The following is a 26,649-nucleotide window of genomic DNA, read 5'->3' as shown; positions in this document are numbered from 1 at the left end:
GCTGCCCGCGCTGCCCGCGCTGCCCGCGCTGCCCGCGCTGCCCGCGCTGCCCGCGCTGCCCGCGCTGCCCGCGCTGCCCGCGCTGCCCGCGCTGCCCGCGCTGCCGGTCGCCTGGCCTGTCCCGCGGTCCGGGCCGGTGCCCGCGCCTCCCCCCGGCCGGTCACCCGTACCCACACCCGTACCCGTACCCACGCCCGTAGCCGCGCCCGTGCCCGCACCCACCCCCCGCCCCGCCCGCAACCCCAGCATCACCGCGTCGGCGCAGCGCGCGCCCGGCGCGCCCGCCGTGGGGTCGGCGGGCAGCGCGCGGGGGTTGTAGAACTGGCGTACGCGCACCTGTACGGGCGCCGGGCGCCCGCGGAGGAACGAGCGCAGGCGCACCCGGACGGCGTGGTCGGCGCCGCGCGCGCGGTCACGGTGGTGCAGTACCACCAGCGCGTCGTCCGACTGGACGACGGCCTCCCGCTCGGCCAGGAGCGTCAGCCGCCGCCCATCGGGCGTCGTCCGGGTCAGGAACAGTTGTGACGAGGAGGCGGAGTCGTCCGCGTCCTCCGGGCGGCGGCCGGGGGCCCGGGGCACGGTGACGAGCCCCGAGGTCGCGTCCGAGGGATACGCGCCGGCGGGCAGCCGGGCGACGAGTGCCCCCGACGCCGTCCGCAGCTCCAGGTCGCCCAGGTCCAGGGCCGGTCCGAGCGTGTGCAGGGGGCCCGGCCCGGCCCGTTCCGCCCGGTGGGTGACGGGGACCGCGGTGATCATGTCGAGCTCCGCGCGGTCGTCCGTCAGCCGCACCGTCAGGTGCCGCAGCGGGCTGCCGGGCACCGGCTCCAGCAGCCGCCCGGCGGGGTAGGTGCGCAGCTCGTGGGCGTACCAGGGGGCGATGGTGCCCCGGACGCGCCAGTGGTTCGGGGCGTCGGGGACCACCGGGGTGCTCATGGCGTCCAGGGCGAACCGGACGACGAGACCGTCCGCGCCTCCCTCGGCGACCGCCGAGCGCAGTGCCTGCGCGGCGGGGGAGCGGACCGCGCCGGGCAGCCACTCCGCCGCCTCCCGCACCACCACGAACTGATGGACGGCGGCGTAACGCAACTGGTCGGCCAGGACGTGCTCGCCGACGTCCACGATCCGCCCGAACTGCACCCAGCGTGGCGGCTGGAAGCCGGTCACACCCCCGGTGAACAGGTAGCCGTCGTCGTGCGAGCGGCCGAGCCGGCCGAACCCGAACCGGCCCGTCATCAGCGCCGTGGTCCACCGCGACGCGGGGTCGAGGTCGAAGACCCGGGCTCTGTTGACGGTGGTGCGCAGGTACGGGTTGTAGTGGCCCCAGACGTCCACGGCGCGCCCGACGACCGGGTCCTCGGTGTCCGTCCGCCCGTCCGGGCCCTGGACGGCGGTGATGCGCGCGTCGAACAGGAAGTGCCCGTTGCCGTCGAAGTTCCAGCCCGCCGCCATGCTGAACTCGCCGTCGGGGCACGGGCGTCCGTGCCGGTCGTGGCGGGGACCGCGGCGGCGCAGCCAGGCGTGGTACTCGCCGGCGGGGCGGTCGACGGGGAACGCGGTGGGCTCCGGACCGTCGTCCATGAGGGCGCGCGGGCCCGCCAGGTCGGTCAGGCCGTTGCGCGGCCCGGTGGGCAGCCGGGTCGTCGCGACGCCGGCGAAGTGCAGCCGGGGCAGGTCGAAGACGCTCATCGCAGGGCCCCCGCGCGTCCCCGGCGGCCGGGCACGCTCAGGACGCGGGCCGGCGGCGCGTAGTGGACGACCTGGTGGACGGCGTGCAGCGCGGACTCGATGGCGCCCTCGATCCAGGCGGGCGCCGTCGAGCAGTGCTCGCCCGCGAAGAACAGCCGGCCGGCCGGACGGGCCGCCCGCAGCCGTTCCATCTCACACTCGGCGGCCGACCTGCCCCAGCGCGTGACGCAGCCGCCGCTCCAGCGCGATGTCCCCCAGACGGCGCTTGTCGCACCCAGCACCATGCCGGGCCGCCGGAGCCGGGGATGGGCGGCGGCGAGTTCGTCGAGGACGAGCCGGTGCCGCCGGCGGGCCGGCAGCCGGCCGAGCCGCTCGGCCTCGTCGCCGATGGTGTAGCTGGCGAGCAGCGCGGCGCCACGGCCCGGAGGGCCGCCGGCCGTGCCCGGGGCGTTCGCCGCACCCGCGACGTCCGCCGCGTTCCGGGCGTTCGCCGAGCGGTTACGGACGTCCCACGCGGTGCCACCCTCCCTGCCGGGGCCCTCGTCCGCGCCGGAGTCGTCGTCCGCCGCGGGGTAGTACGTCTGGCGTATCAGCCCGCCGGTGAACGACGCACCGCCCCGGATGCCCTCGTCCTCCCAGAAGGGTTCACGGCAGTGGAGGGCCACCTTGGTGGCCGGGCAGTAGACGACGTCTTCCAGTACGGCGCGCTTGTCGTCGTCGACGCCGCTCAGGCTCAGCCGCCGGAGCGCCGGGAAGGGGAGTGTGCAGACCACGAAGTCGGCGTGCTCCACGACCGTGCGCGCCCCGGCGCGCACGCGGACGAGCACGCCGTCGTCCCGGACGTCGATGCCCACGACCCGCCGCCCGCAGGCGAGGCGGCCCTTGAGCCGGCCGGCGAGCCGGCGCGGCAACTGGTCCATGCCGCCCTCCAGGCGGAGCAGGGCGGGGCTGGTCTCGGTGAGGATGTCGTCCAGGAAGCTGTTCAGCCGCCCGCTGCACCCCGTCCGGACCTCCGGGTGGGCCGAGAACAGGGAGTGCAGGTCGATCCGGTCGCGCGCAGGGCCCCGCAGGTGGGGCGTCACGTCGAGGCGGGCGACGAGGTCGAGGAGCTGACGGTGCAGGTCGTCGCGGAGCGCCGCGCGCAGTTCGGGCGGGGCGGTGGCGTCGACGACGGCGGTCAGCCAGGCGCCGAAGGCGACGACAGGGGCGGCGTACCGGTGGTCCGCGCCGCGCAGCGCGAGCTCCGCGCGGAACGCCTCGCACAGCGGCCCCGAGGCCTCCCGGATCCGGACGAAGCCCGAAGGAATACGCAACAAGGCGTTCTCCTCGGACAGGAGAGTCGTGAATCCGCGGAGCTTCCCCGTGAGGCCCATGCGGTCGATGTATTCGAGCGTGAGGCGGTGGTGCGCCGGTATGCGCATGGCGCCGAGCTCCACCGCCGGAGCGTGCGGCCCGGTGCCGAACCGGTGGGTGAGGACGCGGCCGCCGATGCGGCTGTCGCCCTCGATCACCTCGACCCGGAAGCCTCGGCGTTCCAGCTCGTAGGCGGTGGTCAGCCCCGCCACCCCGGCCCCCAGCACCAGGACGCGCGGCCTTTCCTGTTCGATTCCGTCGAACGTGTGCACATGCCAAACTTCAGACGTGCCGGACATTGAAGGTCCCCCCGTAAATGCGACCTATTTCCATTTTGTGGTTCCTAGAGACGCCGCGGGATCGGAATGCGCACAACGGTTTTTCCGGGCAGGAGGGACGTCCCGGGGTTCCGGCAGGTCGGCAGGTGACGGGCGTAGAGGAATTACGCGCGCGGGGTAAGCGCACCCGGCCGCCCCTGCCGAAGGAGAATGCTGCGGAGCGCTCACCGCCACGCGACGGAAGGACCGCCCCACCTGCACCGTCGGCCCACCGCGTGGTCGTACTCCATCGGGAGTACGGGCAACCCCGTTCCCAGGGACGAGGACGCGGCGCGCGGGGCGCGGCATCGTGGAGGTATGAAGGACGACGGTGACGACGGTACGGACCACAGGGGCACCTCGTGAGCCTGCTCGCGCTCTCGGTGCTGCTCTGCCTGGTGTCCGCCGTCTGCTACGCGGCGGCGGCCATCGTGCAGGAGCGGGTCGCCGCGGCGGCCGGCGGCGGGGTCCGCGGACCGCTGCGCAGCGGGGCCTGGTGGGGCGCGGTCGCCCTGACCGGCCTGGGCGCCGGGCTGCACGTACTGGCGCTCGCCTGGGGGCCGTTGAGCCTGGTACAGCCCATGGGGGCGCTCACCATCGTCTTCGCGCTGCCCATGGCGGCCGTCTTCGCGCACCGGCCGGTCGGCGCAGCCGGTTACCGCGGGGCCCTGCTCGCCACCGGCGGCCTCGCCGGACTGCTCGCCCTCACCGGACCGCCCCGCACCGAATCCCTCCCGGCCGGCGAACGCCCGCTGCTCGCTGCCGTCGTGAGCGCCGCCGTGGTGCTGCCCGCCCTCGCCGCCCGCCGGGCGTGCCGGCCCGTCGTCCGCGGCGTCCTGCTGGCCGCGGCGGCGGGCGTCGCCTTCGGCATGGGCTCGGTCTTCACCAAGGCCGCGGCCGAGGACGTCACCGGGCACCGGACCGGGGCGCTTCTCCCGACCCTCGTCATGACGGCCGCTTTCGCCTCGGCGGGCATGCTGCTCTCCCAGGCGTCCTACCGGGGCGCGGGCCTCGCCGCACCGCTGGCCACCGTCACCGTCGTCAACCCCGTCGTGGCCGCCGCCGTGGGCGTCTGCTCCCTGGGCGAGGCCTTCCGGTACGGCCCGACGGGCGGGGTGCTCGCGGGGCTGGCGGGTGCCGCGGCGGCGGGCGGGGTGGTCATGCTGACGTTCCGGGGGGTGGGGGTCGCGGAGGCCCCTGAGCCGTCGGGGGCGGCCGCGGGTGCCTCCGCAAGGGCGGAGGTGGCAGCGGCCGGCGGCGTCGGCCCGCGGCGGGGAGGCGGGGTGCCCGCGGAGCCGTTCGGGCCGGTGGGGTCGGCGGTGCCCGCACCGGGTGCGGGGCCGGGGCCCGGGCACCCGCGGACGGCTGACCCCTACCGTCCGTCGGTACCGCAGCAGGGCCCATCGGCCGGCCCACCGCCCGGGCAGGGACGCCGGCGACCCGTCACCCGGGCCGGCCGACGGTGCCTGGTCGCGTCGGCGCGGCAGCGGTCCCGGGCGGGGTGACGGGCCGGCGGGCTGGTGGGCCGATGGGGCTGGTGGGCCGATGGTCGGCGGGCCGGCGGACTGTGACGGGCTGGCGGGTCGGCGGTCTTGCGGACGATGGGCTGGCGGGCCGGCGGCCGACGGACTGACGGGCGGGTGGGCTGAGGGGCCGGCGGACTGACGAGTCGGTGGACTGAGGTGTCCGTGGGGCTGACGGGCTGGTGGACTGGCGCGTCCGTGGGCTGACGGGACGGCGGGCTGACATGTCCGTGGGCCGAGGGGCCGGCGGACTGACATGTCCGTGGGCCGACGGTTTGACGACCAACGGGCCGTCCGGCACCGCGAAACCGGACCGGACCCGGACCCGCGCTGCCCCGTCCGCACGCTCACATCAGGCCTGTTCACCGGATGCCGGCCCGCCGGGCCCCGTGCGCGGGCCGGAACCGCACCGTGGTGCCCGTGCGCCCGCGGCGCCACCATGGGTGCCGGCCGCGTCAGAGCCGACGCGCCGCCGTCTACCGAGGAGCGCCCGTGGACTTCGACGTCGTCGTGGAGATCCCGCAAGGCAGCCGCAACAAGTACGAGATGGACCACCGGCGCGGGCGCATCCGGCTGGACCGGCTGCTCTTCACGTCCACCCGGTACCCCGCTGACTACGGCTACGTGGACGGCACGCTGGGCGCCGACGGGCAGCCGCTGGACGCCTTGGTGCTGGCCGGGGATCCGACGTTCCCCGGGGTGGTGATCCGCTGCCGGGCGATCGGCATGTTCCGGATGCGGGACGAACAGGGGGAGGACGACAAGGTGCTGTGCGTGCCGGCCACCGATCCCCGTCACGAGCACCTGCGCGACCTGCGTCACCTCCCGGAGTACGACCGGCTGGAGATCCAGCACTTCTTCGCGGTCTACAAGGAACTGGAGCCGGGCAAGTCCGTCGAGAACGCCTGCTGGGCCGACCGCGCGGCGGCCGAGGCGGAGATCCTCGCTTCCCGCGCCCGCGCGGGGAACGCGGGGGAAAGGCCGGCCGGCGGGTAGGGGCAGGCAACCGCACAGGGCCGGCCGCCGGGCAGGAGCCGGCCACGGCACAAGGATCGTCCACCGGACAAGGACCGACGACCGGACAAGGACCGACGACCGGACGAGGACCGACGACCGGACGAGGATCGGCCGCCGGGCAGGGGAGAGGACCCGCTTCGGTACGCCAGGCCGGCGCCCGGCAGTCCGACCGGTCGGTATTCGGCGCCGACGCGGCACCGGCGGTCGTCAGAGCCGGCGCAGCAGCGCCTCGACACCCCCGTCGACGTCGAGGCAGCCGGCCTCGCCGCCCACCGGCACCAGCGCGTACGAACGGGCAAGGAAACCGCGCAGTTCGGCGGTGTCGATCTGCACCATCGCCACGCCCTCCGGCGCGTGGAACTCCAGGACGGTCCGCTCCGGCCCGCACGGCCAGACCCGGACGTCACCACCGCCCGAGGGCGACAGCAGCCCGCCGGCCAGCAGTTCACGGGCGAACGCCCACTCGACCTCGGCGCCGTCGAGCGAGGCGGCCGGCGGGAAGGCGATGCGTACGGCGAAGGGGTCGGCGCGCTGGTACCGGAGATGGGCGGGGACGGAACGGGACTGGGGGGAGGACGCGATGAGTCGGGCCTGGACGGCCTGGTCGATGACGGTCGGCAACGCCTTCTCCCTTGCGGTTGGTTGGTCTTCCCGATGGCGGGGGCCGTGGCACTCCGCAGGGTGAGACGGAGGATTGTGAGACTCAGTGCTTGATTCGAGCGTGAGATGCGTCACGGCCCTTGAATGAACAGGGCATTTCGCCTCTATGCCTATGAAGGCAAGCGCTTCCGTCAAGCGTGAGAGACCGCGCGTAACAGTCTTCCGTTGCCTGGTGCCTCAGTGGTCGCAGGGGTGACAGCAACGACAGCGGTGACGGCGGTGACAGCGATGGCCGGGCGGCGGCCTCCCGTCAGCCGGCGTCGCAGCGCGCAGCGGCGCAACCGCGGTGCTCCGGAGGAAGATTGCAACCGATGCGGCCCGACCTTCGACCCCTGATTCCGGCCCCTGGATGCTCGCCCCTCACCCCGGATTCCGGCCCCTGAATCCTGGCCCCTGCGCCCCAGCCGTGGGAGGACGGCTCAGGACGGAGGCCGCTGCTGCCGGTAAGCCTCCAGCGCCGGCGCCGTCTTGGTGGGGACGAACTCGGTGATCGTGTACTCGCACACCCCCGCCACCGAGAACGGATCGCTCCGCGTGATCTCCTCCATCTTCGCCCGGTCCTCGCCGACCGCGAGGATGATCCCGCCGTCCCGGGGCACCTTGCGCCCGGAGGCGAGGAACACCCCCGACGCGTAGTGCGCGTCCAGCCAGGCGAGGTGTTCGGCGTGCGCGGCTTCGACACGGTCCAGCGGCGCGATGTAGGTCAGCTCCAGTACGAACATGATCACAGGCTACGGCCCGGGCGCCCGTCCCGTACGGTGTCCTCGCCATGAACCACACGACTGATGACACGACCGGTGAACCGCTCGCCGGCTGGCCCGCCACCGAGGCGGAGGCGCTCGCCGTCCAGAACGCGCTCCGGCAGCGCGTCATCCTCGACGAGCCTGGCCCCGCACCCGGCGCGGACCTGACCGCCGTGGGCGTCGACGTCGCCTACGACGACGACCGCGACCTCGTCGCCGCGGCGGCCGTCGCCCTCGACAGCCGCACCCTGCGCGTCGTGGCCGAGGCCACGGCCGTCGGCCGGGTGGCGTTCCCCTACGTCCCCGGGTTGCTCGCCTTCCGTGAGATCCCGACGGTCCTCGCCGCCCTCGACCGGCTGTCCGTCACCCCGGACCTCGTCGTCTGCGACGGCTACGGCCTCGCCCACCCCCGCCGCTTCGGCCTCGCCGCACACTTGGGTGTGCTGACGGGACTGCCGGCGATCGGGGTCGCGAAGAACCCGTTCACCTTCCGCCACGCGCCGCCCGGACCGGCCCGGGGCGACGCGGCGCCCCTGCTGGACGGGGACGAGGAGGTCGGCCGCGCCCTGCGCACGCGGGAGGGCGTCAAACCGGTGTACGTCTCCGTCGGCCACCGCGTCGACCTGGACCGCGCCTGCGCCCACGTCCTGAACCTGGCCCGTCACTACCGCCTCCCGGAGACGACGCGCGCGGCGGACGCCCTGTGCCGGTCGGCGCTCCGGGAGGCGGTGGCGGGGGCGTCGAAGGAGTCGGGGAGCCCGAAACCGTGCTGACGGTCGAAGGAACCGTGCTGAAGGTCGAAGGATTCGAGAACGCTCCCCTGGTGGCGGGGGACGGCCTCCCGGCGCTGCCCGGGTTCTGGGCGGCCTACCTGCTGGGGCTGAGCGGGACGGAGGAGTACGACCCCGTGCCGGAGTGGTTCGGGGTCGACGGGGCCGACGCCGACGCCGCCTGGGACGCGCTGGCCGACGAGGACCGGTGGCCCGTCTTCCGCATCCCGTTCGCGGACGGTCACACGGTGGTCGTCCTCTGCCGCAACATTCCGGACGACCCGGGCACGGAGTTCTTCGTCACCCACCCGGAGTGGAGGCGCCACGGCCACCTGGCCACCCTCGACGGCCACCAGGCCGGTCCCGGCCTGTCCTGGCGGGAGTTGACGCACCTGGCCCGCACCCCCGACCCCGGCGCACCGGGAATCCACGCCGAGCACGCGCGCCTGCTCCTCCTGCTGCCCGCCCTCGGCGACCGGGACCTGCCCGACGACGCCACGGAGACCGTAGGCGATGCCCTCACACGGGCGGGCGTCCCGGCCGCACTGGCCCCGGGCCTCGCGGAGGCGCTCCTCACGGACCACCCGCTGTGGGAACCGGCCGAGTGGACGTTCCTCACAGCCTCCCCGCTCTCGGGCAGCCGGGAACCGCACCCCGGCATCCTCCACTGCGACCAGCCGGGGAGCCCGCGGTGCGGCAGACACCCCGCCCAGGGCATCACCCGGGAACAGAGCGATCGACTGGCCCGTGCGCTGGGCACGTGGCCCGGGGAGGACGACTGAACGGGGGGGCGGGGGACACCCGAGCGTCCGGCCCACAGGTTGGCCCAGGCCGGCCCACAGGCCGGCTCACTGACCGGTCCGCTGATCGGTCCATTGACCGGTCCGCAGGCTGGGCAGACGCTGGGCTGGGCAGCGCCGAAAGCTGGACAGGCACCGGGCTGGGCAGGCACCGCGTGGGGTAGGCACCAGACGCCGGCCCGCCCCACCATTCCCCCGCCCCACCGTTCCCCTGCCCCCCCGACCCCGCCGTCCCGGAGGACCCCGTGCGCCCGACCGGATTCATCCCGCCCCTGTGCACCCCCCTCACCCCCGACGGCGCCGTCGACACCGGCTCCCTGCGCCGACTGGTCGAGTACGTCCTGGAGGGCGGCGCCTCGGGGGTGTTCGTGCTCGGCACCAGCGGCGAGGCCGTCTTCCTCACCGACGAGCAGCGCCGCACGGTCGTCCGGACCGCCGTCGAGGCGGCCGGTGGGCGCGTCCCCGTCCTCGCGGGGGTCATCGACACGACCACACCGCGCGTCGTGGAGCGCGCACGGGAGGTGGCCGGCCTGGGCGCCGACGCCCTCGTGGCCGCCGCGCCGTTCTATACGGACACCCACCCCGCCGAGACGGCCGGCCACTTCCGCCGCATCCACGCCGAGACCGCCCTGCCCCTGCTCGCCTACGACATCCCCTCCCGCGTCCACACCAAGCTGCCGCCCACCGTCCTCCTGGACCTCGCCGAGGACCGCACCCTCGTCGGCCTCAAGGACAGCAGCGGCGACCTCGACACCCTCCGCCACCTCCTGGTGGCCCTCCGCTGCCGCGGCCTGGACCACCACTTCTCCGTCCTCACCGGCTCCGAACTCACCGTCGACGCCGCCCTCCTGCTCGGCGCCGACGGCGTCGTCCCCGGCCTCGGCAACGTCGACCCGGCCGCCTACACCCGCCTCCACACCCACGCCCGCGCCGCCCGCTGGCCGGAAGCGGTCGCCGAACAGGACCGGCTCGCCACCCTCCAGACCCTGATCCACGTGGGAGACCCCACGACCATGAGCGGCACGGCAGCGACCGTAGGCGGCCTCAAGACGGCACTCCACCTCCTCGGCATCATCGACCACCCCACCACCGCGGCCCCGCTGCGACCGCTCCCGAAGGAGGGTGTGGAAGAGGTACGGCGGCTGCTGGAGGAGGGCGGACTGCTGTGAACGGGCGCTCCCGCCTGGTGCGGACGGCCGCGTGGCGAGGGGGCGGCGGGAGCGCGGGGGAGCCACCCCCTAGCGTGGCCGGGTAAAGATCACCGCACCCACCACCGGAGCGCCCATGCCGTCCCCGTCACACACCGCCCGGGCCAGGATCCGCGAATTCGCCCTCTCGCTCCCCGGGGCCGTCGAGGAGTTTCCCTGGGACGAGAGTGCCGTCGTCAAGGTCAACAGGAAGATCTTCGTATTTCTGGGGGCCGAGGGCGCGGAGAGTCCCGGGATCAGTGTCAAGCTGCGGGACGAGGAGGTTCACGGGCATGCCCTCGCCGTTCCCGGGGCCGCGCCGACGGGGTACGGGCTGGGGCGCGCCGGGTGGGTTTCCGTGCCGCTCGTGGCCGGGGGGCCGTCCGTGGAGTTGCTGTGCGACTGGGTGGAGGAGAGCTATCGCACCATCGCGCCGAAGCGTCTGGTCGCCCGGCTCGACGGCTGACGCGTCGCGGTCGTCGTCCGCCGGTTCGGCCGTCCGTCCGTCAAATGCGGGTGGGTCCAAGCGCTTTGGCGGGGCCGGGTCCGGCACGGCGGGGCTTGTGGAAAATGGAACACGTTCTTAGCATCGCGGGTGTTACAGCAGTCTTGTCACAGACGATCGCCCGGGCGCGCTCAGCACGTGCCCGGCACGGCCCCTGGGGTCCCCATGACAGCAGCTCCAGCAGCTCCAGCAGCTCCAGCAGCTCCGGCGGATTCGGCAGTTCCGCAGGACAGGCCCGGCGGCGGTCCGCTCGCCGGGGTTCGGGTCGTCGAGCTGGCCGGGATCGGGCCGGGGCCGTTCGCCGGGATGCTGCTGGGGGACCTGGGGGCCGACGTGGTGCGGGTCGACCGGCCCGGCGGGGCGGGGCTGGGGATCGATCCGCGGCGGGACGTCACCCACCGCAACAAGCGGTCCGTCCGCGTCGATCTGAAGGCGGCCGGCGGAGCGGAGGCGGTGCTCGGTCTGGTCGAGCGGGCCGACGTGCTGCTGGAGGGGTACCGGCCCGGGGTCGCCGAGAAGCTGGGCGTCGGGCCGGGGCCGTGTCTCGAGCGCAACCCCCGGCTGGTGTACGGGCGGATGACCGGGTGGGGGCAGGACGGGCCGCTGGCGCCGGCCGCCGGGCACGACATCGGGTACATCGCCGTCACCGGCGCGCTCGGGCTGACCGGGCCGGCCGGCGGGCCGCCGTATCCGCCCGCCAACCTGCTGGGCGACTACGCCGGGGGCTCCCTGTACCTCGTCGTCGGCGTGCTCGCCGCACTGCTCCACGCCCGGTCCACCGGCCGCGGGCAGGTCGTCGACGCCGCCATCGTCGACGGCACCGCCCACCTCACCGCCATGCTCCACGGCATGCTCGCCGCCGGCGCCTGGCAGGACCGGCGTGGCGGCAACCTGCTGGACGGCGGTGCGCCGTTCTACGGCGTGTACGAGACCTCCGACGGCGGACACATGGCCGTCGGGGCGCTCGAACCGCGTTTCTACGCCGAGTTCGTCCGACTGCTGGAACTGGACGACGAGGCCGCCGCCGGGCGGGACGACCCCGGCCGGTGGGGGGAGCTCAGGGCCGCCGTCGCCGAGCGGTTCCGGAGGCGCACCCGGGCCGAGTGGACGGCGGTCTTCGAGGGGACGGACGCCTGCGTCGCGCCCGTCCTCTCGCTGCGCGAGGCCCCCGGCCACCCGCACCTCGCCGCCCGCGGCACCTTCGCCGACCGCGACGGCGTCGTCCAACCCGCCCCCGCCCCCCGCTTCTCCGCCACCCCCGGCTCCCTCCGCCGGCCGCCCGCGCCGCCCGGCGCGCACACCGACGAGGTCGCCCGCGACTGGGACGTCCCCGGTCTCCTACAGAAGGGCCCGCAGTGATGGAAAAGATGAAGCGCCGGCTTTTCGACGACCGGCACGACGCCTTCCGGGCCACCGTGCGGACCTTCCTCGACCGGGAAGTCGCGCCCCACTACGAGCGGTGGGAGGAGGACGGCGTCGTCTCCCGCGACGTCTGGCGGGCGGCCGGCAAGCAGGGGCTGCTCGGCCTCGCCGTGCCCGAGGAGTACGGCGGCGGGGGCACCCCCGACTTCCGGTTCGGCGCCGTCCTGGCCGAGGAGTTCGCCCGCGCGGGCGTGGCCGGGTTCGCCGCCGGGCTGCACAACGACATCATCGGGCCGTACCTGACCTCCCTCGGCACCGAGGAGCAGAAGCGGCGCTGGCTGCCCGGCTTCTGTAGCGGCGAGACCGTCACCGCCATCGCCATGACCGAGCCCGGAGCCGGATCCGATCTCCAGGGGATCCGTACGACGGCCACGGACGGGGGCGACCACTGGCTGCTCAACGGCTCCAAGACGTTCATCTCCAACGGGATCCTCGCCGACCTGGTGATCGTCGTCGCCCGGACCACCCCCGAGGGCGGGGCCAAGGGGCTCAGCCTGCTCGTCGTCGAGCGGGGCGCCGAGGGCTTCGAGCGGGGCCGGAACCTCGCCAAGATCGGACAGAAGGCGCAGGACACCGCCGAGCTCTTCTTCACCGACGTCCGCGTCCCCAAGGAGAACCTGCTCGGCGACCTCCACGGCGCGTTCGGCCACCTCATGGCCAACCTCCCGCAGGAGCGGCTGCAGATCGCCGTCGCCGCCGCCGCGGCGGCCGAACACCTGCTGGAGATCACCACGCGGTACGTCAAGGAGCGGGAGGCGTTCGGCCGGCCGCTCGCCCGGTTCCAGCACATCCGCTTCGAGCTCGCCGAGATGGCGACCGAGTGCGCCGTCACCCGCGCCTTCGTCGACCGCTGCGTGGAGGAGCACGTCGAGGGGCGGCTCGACGCCGCCCACGCGTCGATGGCCAAGTGGTGGGCGACCGAGCTGCAGAAGCGTGTCGCCGACCGCTGTCTCCAACTGCACGGCGGGTACGGGTACATGGCGGAGTACCCGGTGGCCCGCGCCTTCACCGACGGCCGGATCCAGACGATCTACGGAGGCACGACCGAGATCATGAAGGAGATCATCGGGCGTTCGCTGCTGGCCTGACCGGCCGGCCGTCGGGTCGGGATCCGCCGGTCCGTACGCCTGAACCGACCCGGTCGATCAGCGGATCCGGACCGATCCGGGTCGGGTCCGATGCGACTCGGATCCGATGCGACTCGGATCCGATGCGACTCGGATCCGATCCGACTCGGATCCGATCCGACTCAAATCGGGTCGGCCCGGATCAGGTCGGCCCGACCGGCCCGACCGGCCCGACCGGCCCGACATTCGATCCGTCCGGCGAACCGCTCCGCTCACTCCGTCCGTTCGTCCGTCCGGCGAACCGACCCGCCGCATCCGACCAGAACCCGCCCGCCCAGAACCCGTCCGCTCGGAAACCGACCCGACCAGAACCCACCCCCACCGACCCTCACCCTCCGTACCCAGGAAGGCTGCCGACCTTGAGCACCGAAGCGTACGTCTACGACGCCATCCGCACCCCCAGGGGCCGCGGCAAGGCGAACGGATCCCTGCACGGCACCAAGCCCATCGACCTCGTCGTCGGGCTCCTCCACGAGCTGCGGCGCCGCTTCCCGGACCTCGACCCGGCCGCGATCGACGACATCGTGCTCGGTGTGGTCAGCCCGGTCGGCGAGCAGGGCTCGGACATCGCCCGGATCGCCGCCGTCGCCGCGGGGCTGCCGGAGACCGTGGCCGGCGTCCAGCAGAACCGCTTCTGTGCGTCCGGCCTCGAAGCCGTCAACACGGCCGCCGCCAAGGTCCGTTCCGGCTGGGAGGACCTGGTCCTCGCGGGTGGCGTCGAGGCCATGTCCCGGGTGCCCATGGCCTCCGACGGCGGAGCCTGGTTCGGCGACCCCATGACCAACTTCGCCACCGGGTTCGTCCCGCAGGGTGTCAGCGCCGACCTCATCGCCACCCTCGGCGGCCACACCCGCCACGACGTGGACTCCTTCGCCGCCCGCTCCCAGGAGAACGCCGCCCGGGCCTGGAAGGAGGGCCGCTTCGACCGGTCCGTCGTTCCCGTCCGCGACCGCAACGGCCTCGTCGTCCTCGACCGCGACGAGCACCTGCGCCCGGGCACGACGCCCGAGACGCTCGCCAAGCTCAAGCCCTCCTTCGCCGGCATCGGCGAGGCCGCCGGCTTCGACGCCGTGGCGCTGGCCAAGTACCACTGGGTGGAGCGGATCGACCACGTCCACCACGCCGGCAACTCCTCCGGCATCGTGGACGGCGCCGCCCTCGTCGCCATCGGCAACGAGCGGGTCGGCGAGCGCTACGGGCTCACCCCGCGCGCCCGGATCGTCTCCGCCGCCGTCTCCGGTTCGGAACCCACCATCATGCTCACGGGGCCCGCGCCCGCCTGCCGCAAGGCGCTGGCCAAGGCAGGGCTGACCATCGACGACATCGACCTGATCGAGATGAACGAGGCGTTCGCCGCCGTCGTGCTGCGCTTCGCCGACGACATGGGCATCGGCCTGGAGAAGATCAACGTCAACGGCGGTGCCATCGCCCTCGGGCACCCGCTCGGCGCCACCGGGGCGATGCTCCTGGGCACCGTCGTCGACGAGCTGGAGCGGCAGGGCAAGCGGTACGGGCTGGTCACGCTGTGCGTGGGCGGCGGCATGGGCGTCGCGACCGTCGTCGAGCGCCTCTGAGCGGCGGGCCGTTTCCCGGATTCCGTCCCGCAGGGGTGCTGTTCCGCACGGACGCCGTCCCGAACGGCGCCGTCCCGCACGGACGCGTCCCCCATCGGATTCCGACCCACGCCGGTTTCCGTCCAGCACCAGGGTCCCACCCGGCCCCGGACTCCAGGATCCCGTCCCGTCCCGCACCGTCCCAAGCCCGCCCCGGCCCCTCCGCCGCCCGCGCGGCCCCGCCCCCGCGGCCCTGCTCCCACGCCCCCGGCCGCCTACGGGCAGGCCGTACCCGCCGGCGGCAGGCCGTACCCACCGGCGCCCCCGACGACAGGCCGTACCCGCCCCAGACCTTCAGGAGATCCCCACCATGAGCACCACAAGCCCCGCCGGCCCCACGGAGACCATCCGCTGGGAACAGGACGCCGACGGCATCGTCACCCTCGTCCTCGACGACCCGAACCAGTCCGCCAACACCATGAACCGTGACTTCCAGGCGTCCCTCACGGCGGTCGCCGACCGCCTGGAGGCCGAGCGGGAGTCCGTCCGCGGCGTCGTGTTCACCTCCGCGAAGAAGACCTTCTTCGCCGGCGGCGACCTCCGCGAACTGATCACGCTCCGGCCGCAGGACGCGGAGACCGCGTTCCAGGCGACCGAGCGGCTCAAGCGGGACCTGCGCCGCATCGAGACCCTGGGCATCCCGGTCGTCGCCGCCCTCAACGGCGCAGCGCTCGGCGGGGGGTTCGAGATCGCCCTCGCCTGCCATCACCGGATCGCCCTCGACGCGCCCGGCTCCAAGATCGGCCTGCCCGAGGTGACCCTCGGCCTGCTGCCCGGCGGCGGTGGCGTCACCCGGACCGTACGGCTGCTCGGTGTCGCCGACGCGCTGCTGAAGGTCCTCGTGCAGGGCACGCAGTACAGCCCCCGGCGGGCGCTGGAGGCCGGACTCGTCCACGAGGTCGTCGACAGCGCCGAGGAACTCCTCGCCAAGGCGCGGGAGTTCGTCCTGGCCCACCCCGAGTCCCGGCAGCCCTGGGACACCGACGGCTACCGGATGCCCGGCGGGACGCCGTCCCACCCGTCCCTCGCCGCCAACCTGCCGGCCTTCCCGGCGACGCTCGTCAAGCAGACGTCGGGCGCCCCCTACCCGGCCCCACGCAACATCCTCGCGGCGGCCGTCGAGGGCGCCCAGGTCGACTTCGAGACCGCCTCGACCATCGAGTCCCGGTACTTCGTGGACCTGGCCACCGGGCAGACGAGCAAGAACATGATCCAGGCGTTCTTCTTCGACCTCCAGGCGGTCAACGCCGGTCGCAGCCGGCCCGCCGGGCCGGTCGAGCGGAAGGTCCGCAAGGTCGCCGTGCTCGGCGCCGGCATGATGGGCGCCGGCATCGCCTACGCCTGCGCACGCGCCGGCATCGACGTCGTCCTCAAGGACGTCTCGCTCGACAACGCCCGCAAGGGCAAGGAGTACTCGGCCGGACTGCTCGCCAAGGCCCTGGCCAAGGGCCGGACGACCGAGGAGCAGCGGGACGCGCTCCTCGCTCGCATCACCCCCACCGCCGACGCGGCCGACCTGGCCGGCTGTGACGCGGTCATCGAGGCCGTCTTCGAGGACCCGGCCCTGAAGCACAAGGTCTTCCAGGAGATCCAGCACGTCGTCGCCCCCGACGCCCTGCTCTGCTCCAACACCTCCACCCTCCCCATCACCCTGCTCGCCGAGGGCGTCGAGCGGCCGGCCGACTTCGTCGGGCTGCACTTCTTCTCGCCCGTCGACAAGATGCCGCTCATCGAGATCATCAAGGGCGAGCGCACCGGCGACGAGGCCCTGGCCCGGGCTTTCGACCTGGTGCGGCAGCTCCGCAAGACGCCCATCGTCGTCAACGACTCGCGCGGCTTCTTCACCTCGCGTGTCATCGGCCGGTTCATCTCCGAGGGCGTCGCCATGGTCGGCGAGGGGATCCCCGCCGCCACCGTCGAACAGGCCGCCGCCCAGGCCGGCTACCCGGCCAAGGTGCTCTCCCTGATGGACGAGCTCACCCTCACCCTGCCGCGCCGCATCCGCGAGGAGGCCCGGCGCGCCACTGAGGCGGCGGGCGGCACCTGGACCCCGCACCCGGCGGACGCCGTGATCGACCGGATGATCGACGAGTTCGGACGGACCGGGCGCGCGGGCGGCGCCGGCTTCTACGACTACGAGGACGGCCGGCGAGCCGGGCTGTGGCCGGGCCTGGCCGAGCACTTCGGCCGGAACGTCAAGCCCGCCGAGGTCCCGTTTGAGGACCTCAAGGAGCGGATGCTGTTCGCCGAGGCGCTGGACACCGTCCGCTGCCTGGAGGAGAACGTCCTCACCTCGGTCGCCGACGCCAACATCGGCTCCCTCCTCGGCATCGGCTTCCCCGGCTGGACCGGCGGCGCCCTCCAGTACATCAACGGGTACGCGGGCGGCCCGGCCGGCTTCACCGCCCGCGCCCGCGAACTCCAGGCGGCGTACGGCGACCGCTTCGCGCCGTCGCCGCTGCTGCTGGAGAAGGCGGAGCGGGGGGAGTTCTTCACGGACTGATCCCGGCAGTTTTTCACGGGCTGATCCCGGCAGTTCTTCACGGGCCGGCCCCTGGCCGGCCCGCACGACGGACGCCGCCCGGCGCGGTCGCGCTTCCGCCGGGCGGCGTCCTCGGGGCGCGGGTCAGCGCGCCATGGCTCCCTTGATCGCGTCCTTGGTGCGGTCCACCAACGACGCGATGGGGCCCACGCTCCACTGCGCGGCCGTGGAGCCGGCCGCCATCGGGTGCGGATGGGTGGGCGCGACCTTCTGGGCCGCGCGGACCATGCTGCCCATGCGCTTGAGCTGGGCCTCGTCGCGGCCCTCCCGGAGCGTGGGGAATTCCTCGCGCTCCTCGTGCTCGGCGTGCTCCACCACGGCCTTCTCGAACTCGCGCAGCTCCGCGTCGAACTCCGGGCTGTCGACGTCCATCTTCTCCAGACGGGCGAGGACCTTGTTCGCCTCGGCCTCCTCCGCGTTGCGGGCGTCCGCCTCCTTCTTCCCGGCGGTGTCGCGGGCCACCGGCCGGACGACCATCTCCTCCGCCGTCTCGTGGACGGCCAGCAGCGCCCGCAGCTCGTCGAACGCCTGCTTCTTGTGCTTCCCCTCCGCCGCCTTGACGTCGGCGAAGAGCTCCCGGATGCGGGCGTGCTGCTCCAGCAGGACGGCCACGACGTCGCCCTCGGGCAGCCGGGCGGCCTCTTCCCGGTCGGACTTCGCACCACTCATGAGGTTGCCTCCCTGTCGTCTCGGGATCGTCTCGGGCGCGGATCGTGATCCTGAGATCGGCGATCGGCGATCGGATCCGGCGATCACTTGTCTCGCGGATGTCCGCGCACGCCACGGGGAAACGTCGGGCTCCGGTTTTCCAGCCTAGGCGGCGTACGGGCGGGAGGCACGGCGGGCCGGGACGGGCAGAGGGCGGAGGGCGGCGAGCGGTGGGGGCTGGGCAGCGCGGCGTACCCGAGGCCGTACCCGAGGCCGTTCAGGCCGGTGCGCCGCCGTCCCCGCCCGGCGTGCTCGGGTCCGTCCTGTCGGCCCCCTTTGCCCCAGAGGCACCGTTGATCTCGCTCGCCTCGTCGTTCCCGTACGTCCGCCGCAGCTCCTCCCGCAGCGCCCGCTGGAACGCGGTCACCAGCGCCTGCACCACCAGCGGCTGCATGTGCGCGGACAGGGACTTCATCGCCTCCACCTCCGCCGGGTCCGTCTCCCGGGCCTGGTACGGGCCCCAGACCTCCTCGTGGAACAGCCGGGTCAGCTCGTGGGCGGTGGCCCGGGCGTGGTCCAGCAGCACGGTGCGCGCGGCGAGGACGGTGTCCAGGGGCGCGGGGACGGCCAGCAACTGGGTGCCGAGTGCGAGCAGGCCCGGATCGACGCGGAAGCGGGCCGCCTCCGCGGGCTCCCCGGAGCCGGGCCGGCGCTCCAGGACGTCCATCGCGGCGAGTTTGGCGATGTCGTCCTCGGTCAGCGGACGGCCCGTGCGGCGCTCCAGTTCGGCGTGGGTGATCTCCTCGGCGCAGTCCGGGATCCAGGAGGCCACCACTCCGCGGTGGATCGCGAGGTCGTGGGCGCTCAGGTCCTCCGGCAGTTGGCGCAGATAGCGCTCGATGGCGGCGAGCGTGAGGCCCTGGTGCTGCAACTCCTCGATCAGCGCGAGACGGGAGAGGTGCCCGGGGCCGTAGTGGCCCACACGCCGGGGGCCGAGGGCGGGCGGCGGAAGCAGCCCGCGCGTGCTGTAGAAGCGGATCGTGCGGACGGTCACGCCGGCGCGCGCGGCGAGTTCGTCGATGGTGAGGAGGTCCGGCTCCCCGGTCTCCGTGGCCATGCCCCGTGCCTCACTCTCCGGCTCTCGGACCTCACCGGCCGCTCCAGCCACTCCCGTACATGCGTCTCCGCGCGCCCTGCGGGGGCGCGGCAGTGCAACAGTAGGGGTGTATCACCGGCACTGTAAGAGCGGACCGGTCTTTCGGACCGGGCGGGCGGCTCGCGGGGGACAGGGCCGAGGCGGGAGCGGGTGAGGCGGAGCGTACGGCGGAGCCGTCCGGGCCGGGACCAAGCGGCTCTGAGGCGTGGACGAGCGGCTTTGAGGCCGGGACGAAGCGGCTTTGAGGCGGGGGCGAAGCGGTGTTCGGCGCGCTGTGCCGAGCGCAGGCCCGGGGGCCGGCCGTCGTCGTGGGCCATCGGACCACCGAGCCCAGGATTGCCGGACCACCGGACCCCGGACCACCGAACCCGGATTGCCGGACCACCGGACCCCGGACCACCGAACCCGGATTGCCGGACCACCGGCCCGTGGCCCCCCGGGCGGGGGCCACGGCGGCCGGCGGCCGGCAGGTCGGCGGACCGGCCGGTCAGTGACCGTGCGTCCGCAGCGCGTCCTGGATCTTCGGCCAGGAGGCGGGCCGCACCGGCTTCTTCGCGGTCAGCGCCGCGCCGCCCTTGTGGGCCCGGGCGTCGGCCTTGGCTCCGGACTTCGCCCCGGCCTTCGCCGGCAGGCCGATGCCCGCCTTGGCCGCCTCCGCCGCGCTCGGCTTGACGGTGGTGAACAGCCAGGTGTCGAACAGCGGCTTCAGCTTCTTGCCCGAGATCTGCTCGGCGTGGGTCACGAAGTCCTGGACCGAGCCGTTCCCGTACCGGTTCTTCGCCGTCCAGCTCCGCAGCGTCTCGAAGAACACCTTGTCACCGACGGTGTTGCGGAGCGCCTGGAGGGCGATGGCCCCCCGCTGGTAGACGGCGCTGTCGAACTGCTTGTCCGCGCCCGGGTCGCCCGGCTTGACCGTCCAGAACTTGTCGTCGGCCGGGTAGGACGCGTAGGTGTAGTCGGCCAGTTCCTGCGCCGTGCCCTCGCCCTCCTTCTCCGACCACAGCCACTGCGCGTAGGAGGCGAAGCCCTCGTTGACCCAGATGTCCCGCCAGTTCTTCACCGAGACGCTGTCGCCGAACCACTGGTGGGCCAGCTCGTGCACGACGAGCGAGACGTTCGCGCCGTTGGCGAAGGGCGCCGGGCTGTAGAACGGCCGGGTCTGCGTCTCCAGCGCGAACCGGGTGGGCACGTTGGGCACGTAGCCGCCGACGGCCGTGAAGGGGTAGGGGCCGAAGACGGTGCTCTCCCAGTCGACGATCTCCGCGCTCCGCTCGACGCTCGCCTTGGCCGGGTCCAGGTTGTCGCCCAGGTCCTTGCTGTAGGCGTTGATCACGGGCAGGCCGTTGGCGGTGGTGTCCGTGGTGATCTCGAACTTGCCGACGGCCAGGGTGGTCAGGTAGCTCGCCTGCGGCTTGGTGGAGCGCCAGTTCCAGCGCGTCCAGCCGAGCTTGGACGTCTTCGACGCGAGCACGCCGTTGCTGATCGCCTGCACGTCGTCGGGGACCGCGACCGAGATGTCGTACGTCGCCTTGTCGCGCGGGTGGTCGTTGCTCGGGAACCACCAGGCGGCGGACTCCGGTTCCTGTGCGGCGATGCCGCCGTCCGGCGTGCGCTGCCAGGAGGAGGAGCCGTTCACCTTCACCGTGGACGGCGTACCGCTGTAGCGGACGACGACGGTGATGTGCCTGCCCTGCGGCAGGGCCGTGGCCGGGGTGATCTCCAGCTCGTGGGTGCCGGTCTTGCGGAACGCGGCCTTCTTGCCGTTGACCAGCACCTCGCTGACGTCCAGCAGCAGGTCGAGGTTGAAGCGGGAGAGCGCCTGCGTGGTGGTGGCGGTGACGGTCGCGGTGCCTTCCAGCCGGTCGGTCTTCGGCTGGTACTTCAGGCGCAGGTCGTAGTGGGAGACGTCGTAGCCGCCGTTGCCGGCGTCGGGGTAGTAGGAGTCTCCGAGACCCGGTGCGCCCGGGGTGCCGTCGGCCGCCGAGGCGGGGACCGCGAGCAGCAGGAAGGCGGCAGCGGCGGCGGCGCTCGGGACGAGGAGTCTGTGACGCACGAGACACTCCAACTCGTAGGTGGCGGAAGATCGATCGCAGCCTATGCACTCATCCTGTGCGGGGGAATGTCCATGGCGAGTCCCGACATGCAACAGACATCCGGCCGTCATGGTGGCCTTGTCCGGAAACAGCCTCACGATCCGGCCGCACCGGGGGTCCGGCATACCTGGTGGTACGTCATATCTCCCTTGAAGCAAGGGAGTTGACTGCGCTAGCGTCCGCTCGTGCCAAACGACATGCGTCACACGCGCATCACAAGTTTTTTGAAACGCACAGTTCCGGTCGCTGTCACCGCGCTCACGGCCGCCCTCGTCGCGGCACCGGGCACGGCCCGGGCGGCCTCCGCCGTACGGAGCTCCGAGGGGAGCACCCCGATCTACTCCTACGACCGCGCGGTCCGGGAGACGGTCTACGTGGAGACGGGGAAGGACAGCGACGGCGACGGGCGCACGGACCGGGTGGCGGTGGACATCATCCGCCCCCGGGAAGCCGCCGAGCAGGGCCGCAAGGTTCCGGTCATCATGAATCCCAGCCCGTACTTCCAGAGCATCGGGCGCGGCCCCGAGGCCCAGACCAAGACGTACGACGCGCAGGGCAGACCCGTACAGTTCCCGCTTTTCTACGACAACTACTTCGTGCCGCGCGGTTACGCCGTCGCCCAGGTCGACACGCCCGGGACCAACCGCTCCGACGGCTGCTCGGACGTGGGCGGCCCCTCGGACGTCGCGGCGGCCAAGTCGGTCGTCGACTGGCTCAACGGCCGGGCGCACGGCTACGCCTCGCGCACCGGCGACAGCCGTGTCGACGCCGGCTGGACCGACGGCTCCGTGGGAATGATCGGCAAGAGCTACGAGGGATCGGTCGTCAACGGCGTCGCCGCCACCGGTGTCGAGGGCCTGAAGACCGCCGTGCCCATCGCGGGTCCCAGCTCCTGGTACACCTACTACTTCTACCAGGGTGCCTCCACCAACTCCACCGAGGGCATCGCCGGTCACGCGCGGTACGTCGAGACCGAAGAGGTCAAGGCCCGCTGCAAGGCCATGGACAAGGCCCTCGTCGACGGCTCCCCGCGTAACGGCGACTGGACCGGCATGTGGACCGAGCGCGACTACGTCCGCGACGCGGACAAGGTCCGCGCCAGTGTCTTCCTCGTCGCCGGCCTCCAGGACCTCAACGTCCGCGCCCAGCACGTCGGCACGTGGTGGGACGCCCTGGCGCGGCGTGGTGTCGAGCGCAAGATCTGGCTTTCGACGGCCGCCCACACCGACCCGTTCGAGTTCCGCCGCCAGGAGTGGGTGACCACCCTCCACCGGTGGTTCGACCACTACCTGATGGGCTACGACAACGGTATCGAGCGGGAGCCGATGGCCGACGTCGAGCGTGCTCCCGAGAAGTGGACGACCGACCGGAGCTGGCCGCCGGCCGGCACCGGCAAGGCCGCCCTGCACCCGTCCGCCGGGCAGGTCGCGGGCGTCGGAACGCTGAGCACCGAGCCCTCGGGACGACCGGGCACGGCCGAGTTCACCGACGACCCCGCCCTGGGCGAGCTCGACTGGGCGGCGGACGCCGACCGGCCGACCCCGGCCAAGGCGTCGTTCACCACCAGGCCCCTCGACCGCGCACTGCGGCTGTCCGGGCACGGTGCGGTGAAGCTTAAGGTCACGCCGAGCACCGACTCGGCGACGCTGTCCGCCGTCCTCGTCGACCTCGGCCCGGACACCATCCGGGACTACCAGAACGGCGGAGGCGTCTCGATCCTCCCGGAGAAGGAGTGCTTCGGCAGCGGCACCCCCGGCGACACCGGCTGCTTCAAGAAGGCCGTGCCCGCCACCAAGAAGGTGGAGCAGACCGTCTTCAGCCGCGGCTGGGCCGACCTCGGCCACTACGCGGGCTTCCCCCGGCGTGACATCACGCCCGGGCGGCAGTACGAGATCACCGTCGACCTCGGCTCGGCCGACCACGTGGTCCCGGCCGGACACCGGCTGGCGCTGATCGTGGCCGGCACGGACAAGCCGTACATCGACGCCCCGGCGTCCAGGCCGAAGCTGACCGTGGACCTGAGCGGCAGCTCGGCGGAGCTGCCCGTGGTGGGCGGCGCCCTGGCCCTCGCGCGCGCCACCGGCGAGGACCGGACGTGAGGCAGCGGCACGGCGGGGCGGCCCCTTGCCGTCAGCCCCCTTCTGCACGGCAGTCGACCCGCGTACTCTCCCGCCCGTGCGCAGACCCACGCGGAACACCCGCATACCCTGGACCACGTTTGTCCTGGCGGCGCTCGCCGCCCTGCTGGCCTCCCTCGCCGCACCGCCGGGCGCGCAGGCCGCGCCACCCGGCAGACAGGCGGGCGAGAGCAGACCCGTCTACTCCTACGACCGTGCCGTCCGTGAGTCCGTCTGGGTCGAGGCGCCCACCCGCGCCGGCCGCACGGACCGGGTCGCCGTGGACATCATCCGGCCCCGCGAGGCCGCCGAGAAGGGCGTCCGCGTCCCCGTGATCATGGACGCCAGCCCGTACTACTCCTGCTGCGGACGCGGCAACGAGAGCCAGAAGAAGACGTACGACGCCCAGGGCGCCCCCGTACAGTTCCCCCTCTTCTACGACAACTACTTCGTGCCGCGCGGTTACGCCGTCGTGCTCGTCGACCTCGCCGGAACGAACCGCTCCGACGGCTGTGTCGACATCGGCGGACGCTCGGACGTCCAGTCCGCCAAGGCCGTCGTCGACTGGCTCAACGGACGCGCCCGCGCCCACCGTTCACGCACCGGCACCGATACCGTGACGGCGGACTGGACCACCGGCGCCGTCGGCATGATCGGAAAGAGCTACGACGGAACCGTCGCCAACGGTGTCGCCGCGACCGGCGTGGACGGCCTGAAGACGATTGTCCCCATCGGCGCCATCAGCTCCTGGTACGACTACTACTTCGCCAAGGGCGCCGCCCTCTACGACGGCGGCCCCGACGGCCTCGCCTCGCGCGTCGAGAGCGACGAGGCGCGCGCCCGCTGCCAGGACGTCCAGCGCGAACTCGTCAAGGGCGCGCCACGCAACGGCGACTGGACACCGCTGTGGAGCGAGCGCGACTACGTCCGCGACGCGGGCAACGTACGCGCCAGCGTCCTCGCCGTGCACGGCATGCAGGACCTCAACGTCCGCACCAAACACCTCGGCCAGTGGTGGGACGCGCTCGCCGCGCACGGCGTCGAGCGGAAGATCTGGCTGTCGCAGACCGGGCACGTCGACCCGTTCGACTTCCGGCGCGACGCCTGGGTGCGCACCCTGCACCGCTGGTTCGACCACTACCTGATGGGCTACGACAACGGCGTCGAGCGCGAGCCGATGGCCGACGTCGAGCGGGCCCCCGACCAGTGGACCACCGACCGCGTCTGGCCGCCCGCGGGCACCCGGACCACCACCCTGCGCCCGGCGGCGGGACCGGCCGACAGGCCGGGCGGCCCCGGTAGCCTCGGCCTCGACCCCGCCCGGCCGGGCAGCACCGCCGAGTTCACCGACGACCCGAAGCTCGGCGAGAACGACTGGGCGACGGCGATCGACCGGAGCACCCCGTCGAAGGCCGGCTTCGTCACCCGCCCGCTCGCCCGCGACCTGCGGCTCTCCGGCTCCTCCACGGTCCGGCTGCGGGTCACCCCGTCCACCGCCTCCGCCCACCTCTCGGCGGTCCTCGTCGACCTCGGCCCGGACACCATCCGCGACTACGCCGACGACGCCGAGGGCATCACCACCCTCGCCGACCGCACCTGCTGGGGCGCCGGCACCCCCGGCGACACCGGCTGCTTCAAGCGGACCGAGGCCAAGACCGCCCGCGTCGACCACACCGTCTTCAGCCGCGGCTGGGCCGACCTCGGCCACTGGGGGAGCGGCAAGCGCACCCGGGCCGTCACCCCCGGCACCCCCTACACCATCACCCTCGACCTCGCCGCGACCGACCACGTCGTCCCGGCGGGCCACCGGCTGGCACTGATCGTCGCGGGCACCGACCGCGGCCTCATCGAACCCGCCTCCACCACCCCGCGGTTGACCCTCGACCTGCCGGCGACCTCGGCGAACCTGCCGCTGGTCGGCGGGTACACGGCGTTCGTCCGCGCGACGAAGGGCGGCGTCCGGCCCCCGGCCCCGCCCGCCCACCCGCACGGCCTGGGGACACCGCGCCTGACGCGACTGCCCTGACGGCTCCACCGGGGGCGCGCCGTGGCCCGTCGGGTCGCGGCACGCCCCTCGCGCGCCGCTGGGAGCACGGCTCATCCGACGACGGCGAACGACGGCGAGAGGCCGGCGCGCCGCGGTTCCGTGCGCCGTTCCGTCGTGCCCCCGGGTCCCGCAGCCCCACCTCGCCGACGCGGCCTGTGAGGCGGCCGGACCGCGCCCGGGCGGCGCCGCCACCGTCGCCCTGCCGGAGCGGGGCGGACCCGCGGTCCGTCCCCCGCTACGCCCCCGACGCCAGTTCCGCCGCCTCCCGGGCGCACCCCCAGGAGACGGTGACCCCCGACCCGCCGTGCCCGTAGTTGTGCACCAGCCGCGCCCCGCCCGGAAGCCGCTCCGCCTCCACCCGTACCCGGGGGCGGGCGGGACGCAGGCCGACGTGGTGGGCCAGGACGCGGGCGCGGGTGAGATCCGGGTGGATCCGGGCGCACCGGGCGATGATCGCCTGGGCCAGGGACGGCACCGGGGTCCGGTCCCAGGCGTGGGCGTGCGCCGTCCCGCCGAGGACCAGGCCGTACGGCTGGGGGAGCAGGTAGGCCGGGTCGCAGGCGCCGTCCTCGGCGACGGTGAACCACTCGCGTATCCCCGGGTTCTCGACGACGACGAGCTGTCCCCGCACCGGGTGCACGTCCGGGTCGCCGGCGAGCCGGCCGGCGCCCAGTCCGGCGCAGTTGACGACGACGGGGGCCGCGCGGGCGGCGTCGCCCAGGGCGGCCACCGGGCGCAGGGTGACCGTGCCGCCGGCCCGGCCCAGGCGGCGCTGGAGGTAGCCGAGGTGGGCGGGCATGTCGGCCAGCGGCAGGCGGGCGCGGACGGCCCGGTCGTACCCCCGGGGCATCTCGTGCGGCGCCGCGTCGCGCAGTCCGGGCACGCCGGCCGCCCACGGGCCGAGTTCGCCGAGCGAGGCGCCGGCGTGCACCCCGTCCACCATGCGGACTCCGGTCTCCTCCGGATGCCGGGCCAGACCGGCCAGGACCGGCAGGGACGCGAGCGACCAGGCGGCCACGGCCCCGGCCGGTTCTGCGCGGTACGGCCACCACAGGCCCCCGGCCACCGCGGACGTGGTCCGCGCGGCGGCCTCCCGGGTCCAGACCTCGACCCGCAGACCGCGTTCCGCGAGGACGACGGCGGTGGTCAGGCCGATGACACCGGATCCCACGACGATCGCATCGCTCCCCATGGAGTGAAGGTACCGACAGGGCGGGCCGGTTGGGCGGGGATTGCCGAGCGGTGGGGGAGCGCTCGGCACACGACCGTGGAGTACGCGCCCCTCGGGCCCGCGCGCACCACCCGTGCCGGCGGGGTCCCGGA

19 protein-coding genes and 1 pseudogene are annotated in these 26,649 nt (G+C 73.8%); 12 read left to right on the top strand and 8 right to left on the bottom strand.

The window, feature by feature from the left end:
* Nucleotides 1-1,686: pseudogene (locus ACZ6X9_RS09855) on the bottom strand (ferritin-like domain-containing protein); the annotation flags it as partial.
* Entirely contained in the window at nt 1,683-3,311 is a 1,629-nt protein-coding gene (locus ACZ6X9_RS09850) for a flavin monoamine oxidase family protein (RefSeq protein ID WP_469777411.1), read from the bottom strand. The gene ACZ6X9_RS09850 and the pseudogene ACZ6X9_RS09855, both read right to left, overlap by 4 nt.
* A 407-nt stretch (nt 3,312-3,718) precedes the next feature.
* Here ACZ6X9_RS09850 and ACZ6X9_RS09845 point away from each other — a divergent pair, with 407 nt between their 5' ends.
* The gene (locus ACZ6X9_RS09845) at nt 3,719-4,861 is read left to right on the top strand and encodes a DMT family transporter (RefSeq protein ID WP_469777410.1); all 1,143 of its coding nucleotides are present in this window, start codon (nt 3,719-3,721) and stop codon (nt 4,859-4,861) included.
* Nucleotides 4,862-5,371: 510 nt separating this feature from the next.
* Nucleotides 5,372-5,875 carry an inorganic diphosphatase gene (locus ACZ6X9_RS09840; protein ID WP_469777409.1) on the top strand — a complete coding sequence of 168 codons (504 nt, stop codon included), beginning with the start codon at nt 5,372-5,374 and terminating at the stop codon, nt 5,873-5,875.
* 228 nt (nt 5,876-6,103) lie between these two features.
* Here ACZ6X9_RS09840 and ssgD read toward each other — a convergent pair whose 3' ends face one another.
* Together ssgD and ACZ6X9_RS09830 are read right to left on the bottom strand one after the other, a co-directional pair.
* Nucleotides 6,104-6,517, bottom strand: coding sequence for a spore wall synthesis regulator SsgD (gene ssgD / locus ACZ6X9_RS09835; protein WP_469777408.1), 414 nt, complete (start codon nt 6,515-6,517; stop codon nt 6,104-6,106).
* Nucleotides 6,518-6,975: 458 nt separating this feature from the next.
* Nucleotides 6,976-7,278: a YciI family protein gene (locus ACZ6X9_RS09830; RefSeq protein WP_469777407.1), complete on the bottom strand. Its 303-nt coding sequence runs from the start codon at nt 7,276-7,278 to the stop codon at nt 6,976-6,978.
* A gap of 47 nt (nt 7,279-7,325) precedes the next feature.
* On the opposite strand from ACZ6X9_RS09830, the gene ACZ6X9_RS09825 reads away from it, so the two are divergent.
* The 8 genes from ACZ6X9_RS09825 (at nt 7,326) to ACZ6X9_RS09790 (ending at nt 17,226) form a co-directional block, all read left to right on the top strand.
* Nucleotides 7,326-8,072, top strand: coding sequence for an endonuclease V (locus ACZ6X9_RS09825; RefSeq protein WP_469777406.1), 747 nt, complete (start codon nt 7,326-7,328; stop codon nt 8,070-8,072).
* On the top strand, nt 8,066-8,851 hold the full coding sequence (locus ACZ6X9_RS09820; RefSeq protein ID WP_469777405.1) for a hypothetical protein: 786 nt from the start codon (nt 8,066-8,068) through the stop codon (nt 8,849-8,851). Before ACZ6X9_RS09825 ends, ACZ6X9_RS09820 begins: the two co-directional genes overlap by 7 nt.
* 263 nt (nt 8,852-9,114) lie before the next feature.
* Entirely contained in the window at nt 9,115-10,038 is a 924-nt protein-coding gene (locus ACZ6X9_RS09815) for a dihydrodipicolinate synthase family protein (RefSeq protein WP_469777404.1), read from the top strand.
* Between the two features lie 115 nt (nt 10,039-10,153).
* The gene (locus tag ACZ6X9_RS09810; RefSeq protein ID WP_469777403.1) at nt 10,154-10,522 is read left to right on the top strand and encodes an MmcQ/YjbR family DNA-binding protein; all 369 of its coding nucleotides are present in this window, start codon (nt 10,154-10,156) and stop codon (nt 10,520-10,522) included.
* Between the two features lie 204 nt (nt 10,523-10,726).
* Complete coding sequence (locus tag ACZ6X9_RS09805; RefSeq protein WP_469777402.1) at nt 10,727-11,920, top strand: CaiB/BaiF CoA transferase family protein; 1,194 nt, start codon at nt 10,727-10,729, stop codon at nt 11,918-11,920.
* A gap of 8 nt (nt 11,921-11,928) precedes the next feature.
* Entirely contained in the window at nt 11,929-13,071 is a 1,143-nt protein-coding gene (locus ACZ6X9_RS09800) for an acyl-CoA dehydrogenase family protein (protein WP_469777675.1), read from the top strand.
* Between the two features lie 398 nt (nt 13,072-13,469).
* Nucleotides 13,470-14,684, top strand: coding sequence for an acetyl-CoA C-acetyltransferase (locus tag ACZ6X9_RS09795; RefSeq protein ID WP_469777401.1), 1,215 nt, complete (start codon nt 13,470-13,472; stop codon nt 14,682-14,684).
* Between the two features lie 349 nt (nt 14,685-15,033).
* Nucleotides 15,034-17,226 (top strand): 3-hydroxyacyl-CoA dehydrogenase NAD-binding domain-containing protein, encoded by a 2,193-nt coding sequence (locus ACZ6X9_RS09790; RefSeq protein ID WP_469777400.1) that lies wholly within the window; start codon nt 15,034-15,036, stop codon nt 17,224-17,226.
* Nucleotides 17,227-17,349: 123 nt separating this feature from the next.
* Here ACZ6X9_RS09790 and ACZ6X9_RS09785 read toward each other — a convergent pair whose 3' ends face one another.
* From ACZ6X9_RS09785 to ACZ6X9_RS09775, 3 genes are all read right to left on the bottom strand, one after another.
* Entirely contained in the window at nt 17,350-17,934 is a 585-nt protein-coding gene (locus ACZ6X9_RS09785; RefSeq protein WP_469777399.1) for a hemerythrin domain-containing protein, read from the bottom strand.
* A 256-nt stretch (nt 17,935-18,190) separates the two neighbouring features.
* The gene (locus tag ACZ6X9_RS09780) at nt 18,191-19,030 is read right to left on the bottom strand and encodes a MerR family transcriptional regulator (RefSeq protein WP_469777398.1); all 840 of its coding nucleotides are present in this window, start codon (nt 19,028-19,030) and stop codon (nt 18,191-18,193) included.
* Between the two features lie 526 nt (nt 19,031-19,556).
* Entirely contained in the window at nt 19,557-21,122 is a 1,566-nt protein-coding gene (locus ACZ6X9_RS09775; RefSeq protein ID WP_469777397.1) for a M1 family metallopeptidase, read from the bottom strand.
* A gap of 237 nt (nt 21,123-21,359) precedes the next feature.
* Between ACZ6X9_RS09775 and ACZ6X9_RS09770 the strand changes: the two genes are divergently transcribed.
* Complete coding sequence (locus ACZ6X9_RS09770) at nt 21,360-23,261, top strand: Xaa-Pro dipeptidyl-peptidase (protein WP_469777674.1); 1,902 nt, start codon at nt 21,360-21,362, stop codon at nt 23,259-23,261.
* 76 nt (nt 23,262-23,337) lie between these two features.
* Complete coding sequence (locus ACZ6X9_RS09765; RefSeq protein ID WP_469777396.1) at nt 23,338-25,305, top strand: Xaa-Pro dipeptidyl-peptidase; 1,968 nt, start codon at nt 23,338-23,340, stop codon at nt 25,303-25,305.
* Nucleotides 25,306-25,561: 256 nt separating this feature from the next.
* On the opposite strand, the gene ACZ6X9_RS09760 is transcribed toward ACZ6X9_RS09765, so the two are convergent.
* Nucleotides 25,562-26,518: an NAD(P)/FAD-dependent oxidoreductase gene (locus tag ACZ6X9_RS09760; protein WP_469777395.1), complete on the bottom strand. Its 957-nt coding sequence runs from the start codon at nt 26,516-26,518 to the stop codon at nt 25,562-25,564.
* Nucleotides 26,519-26,649: the final 131 nt, after the last annotated feature.

This window comes from Streptomyces sp. NPDC052910, assembly GCF_055585605.1.
This window is presented reverse-complemented; position numbering and strand designations above follow the sequence as displayed.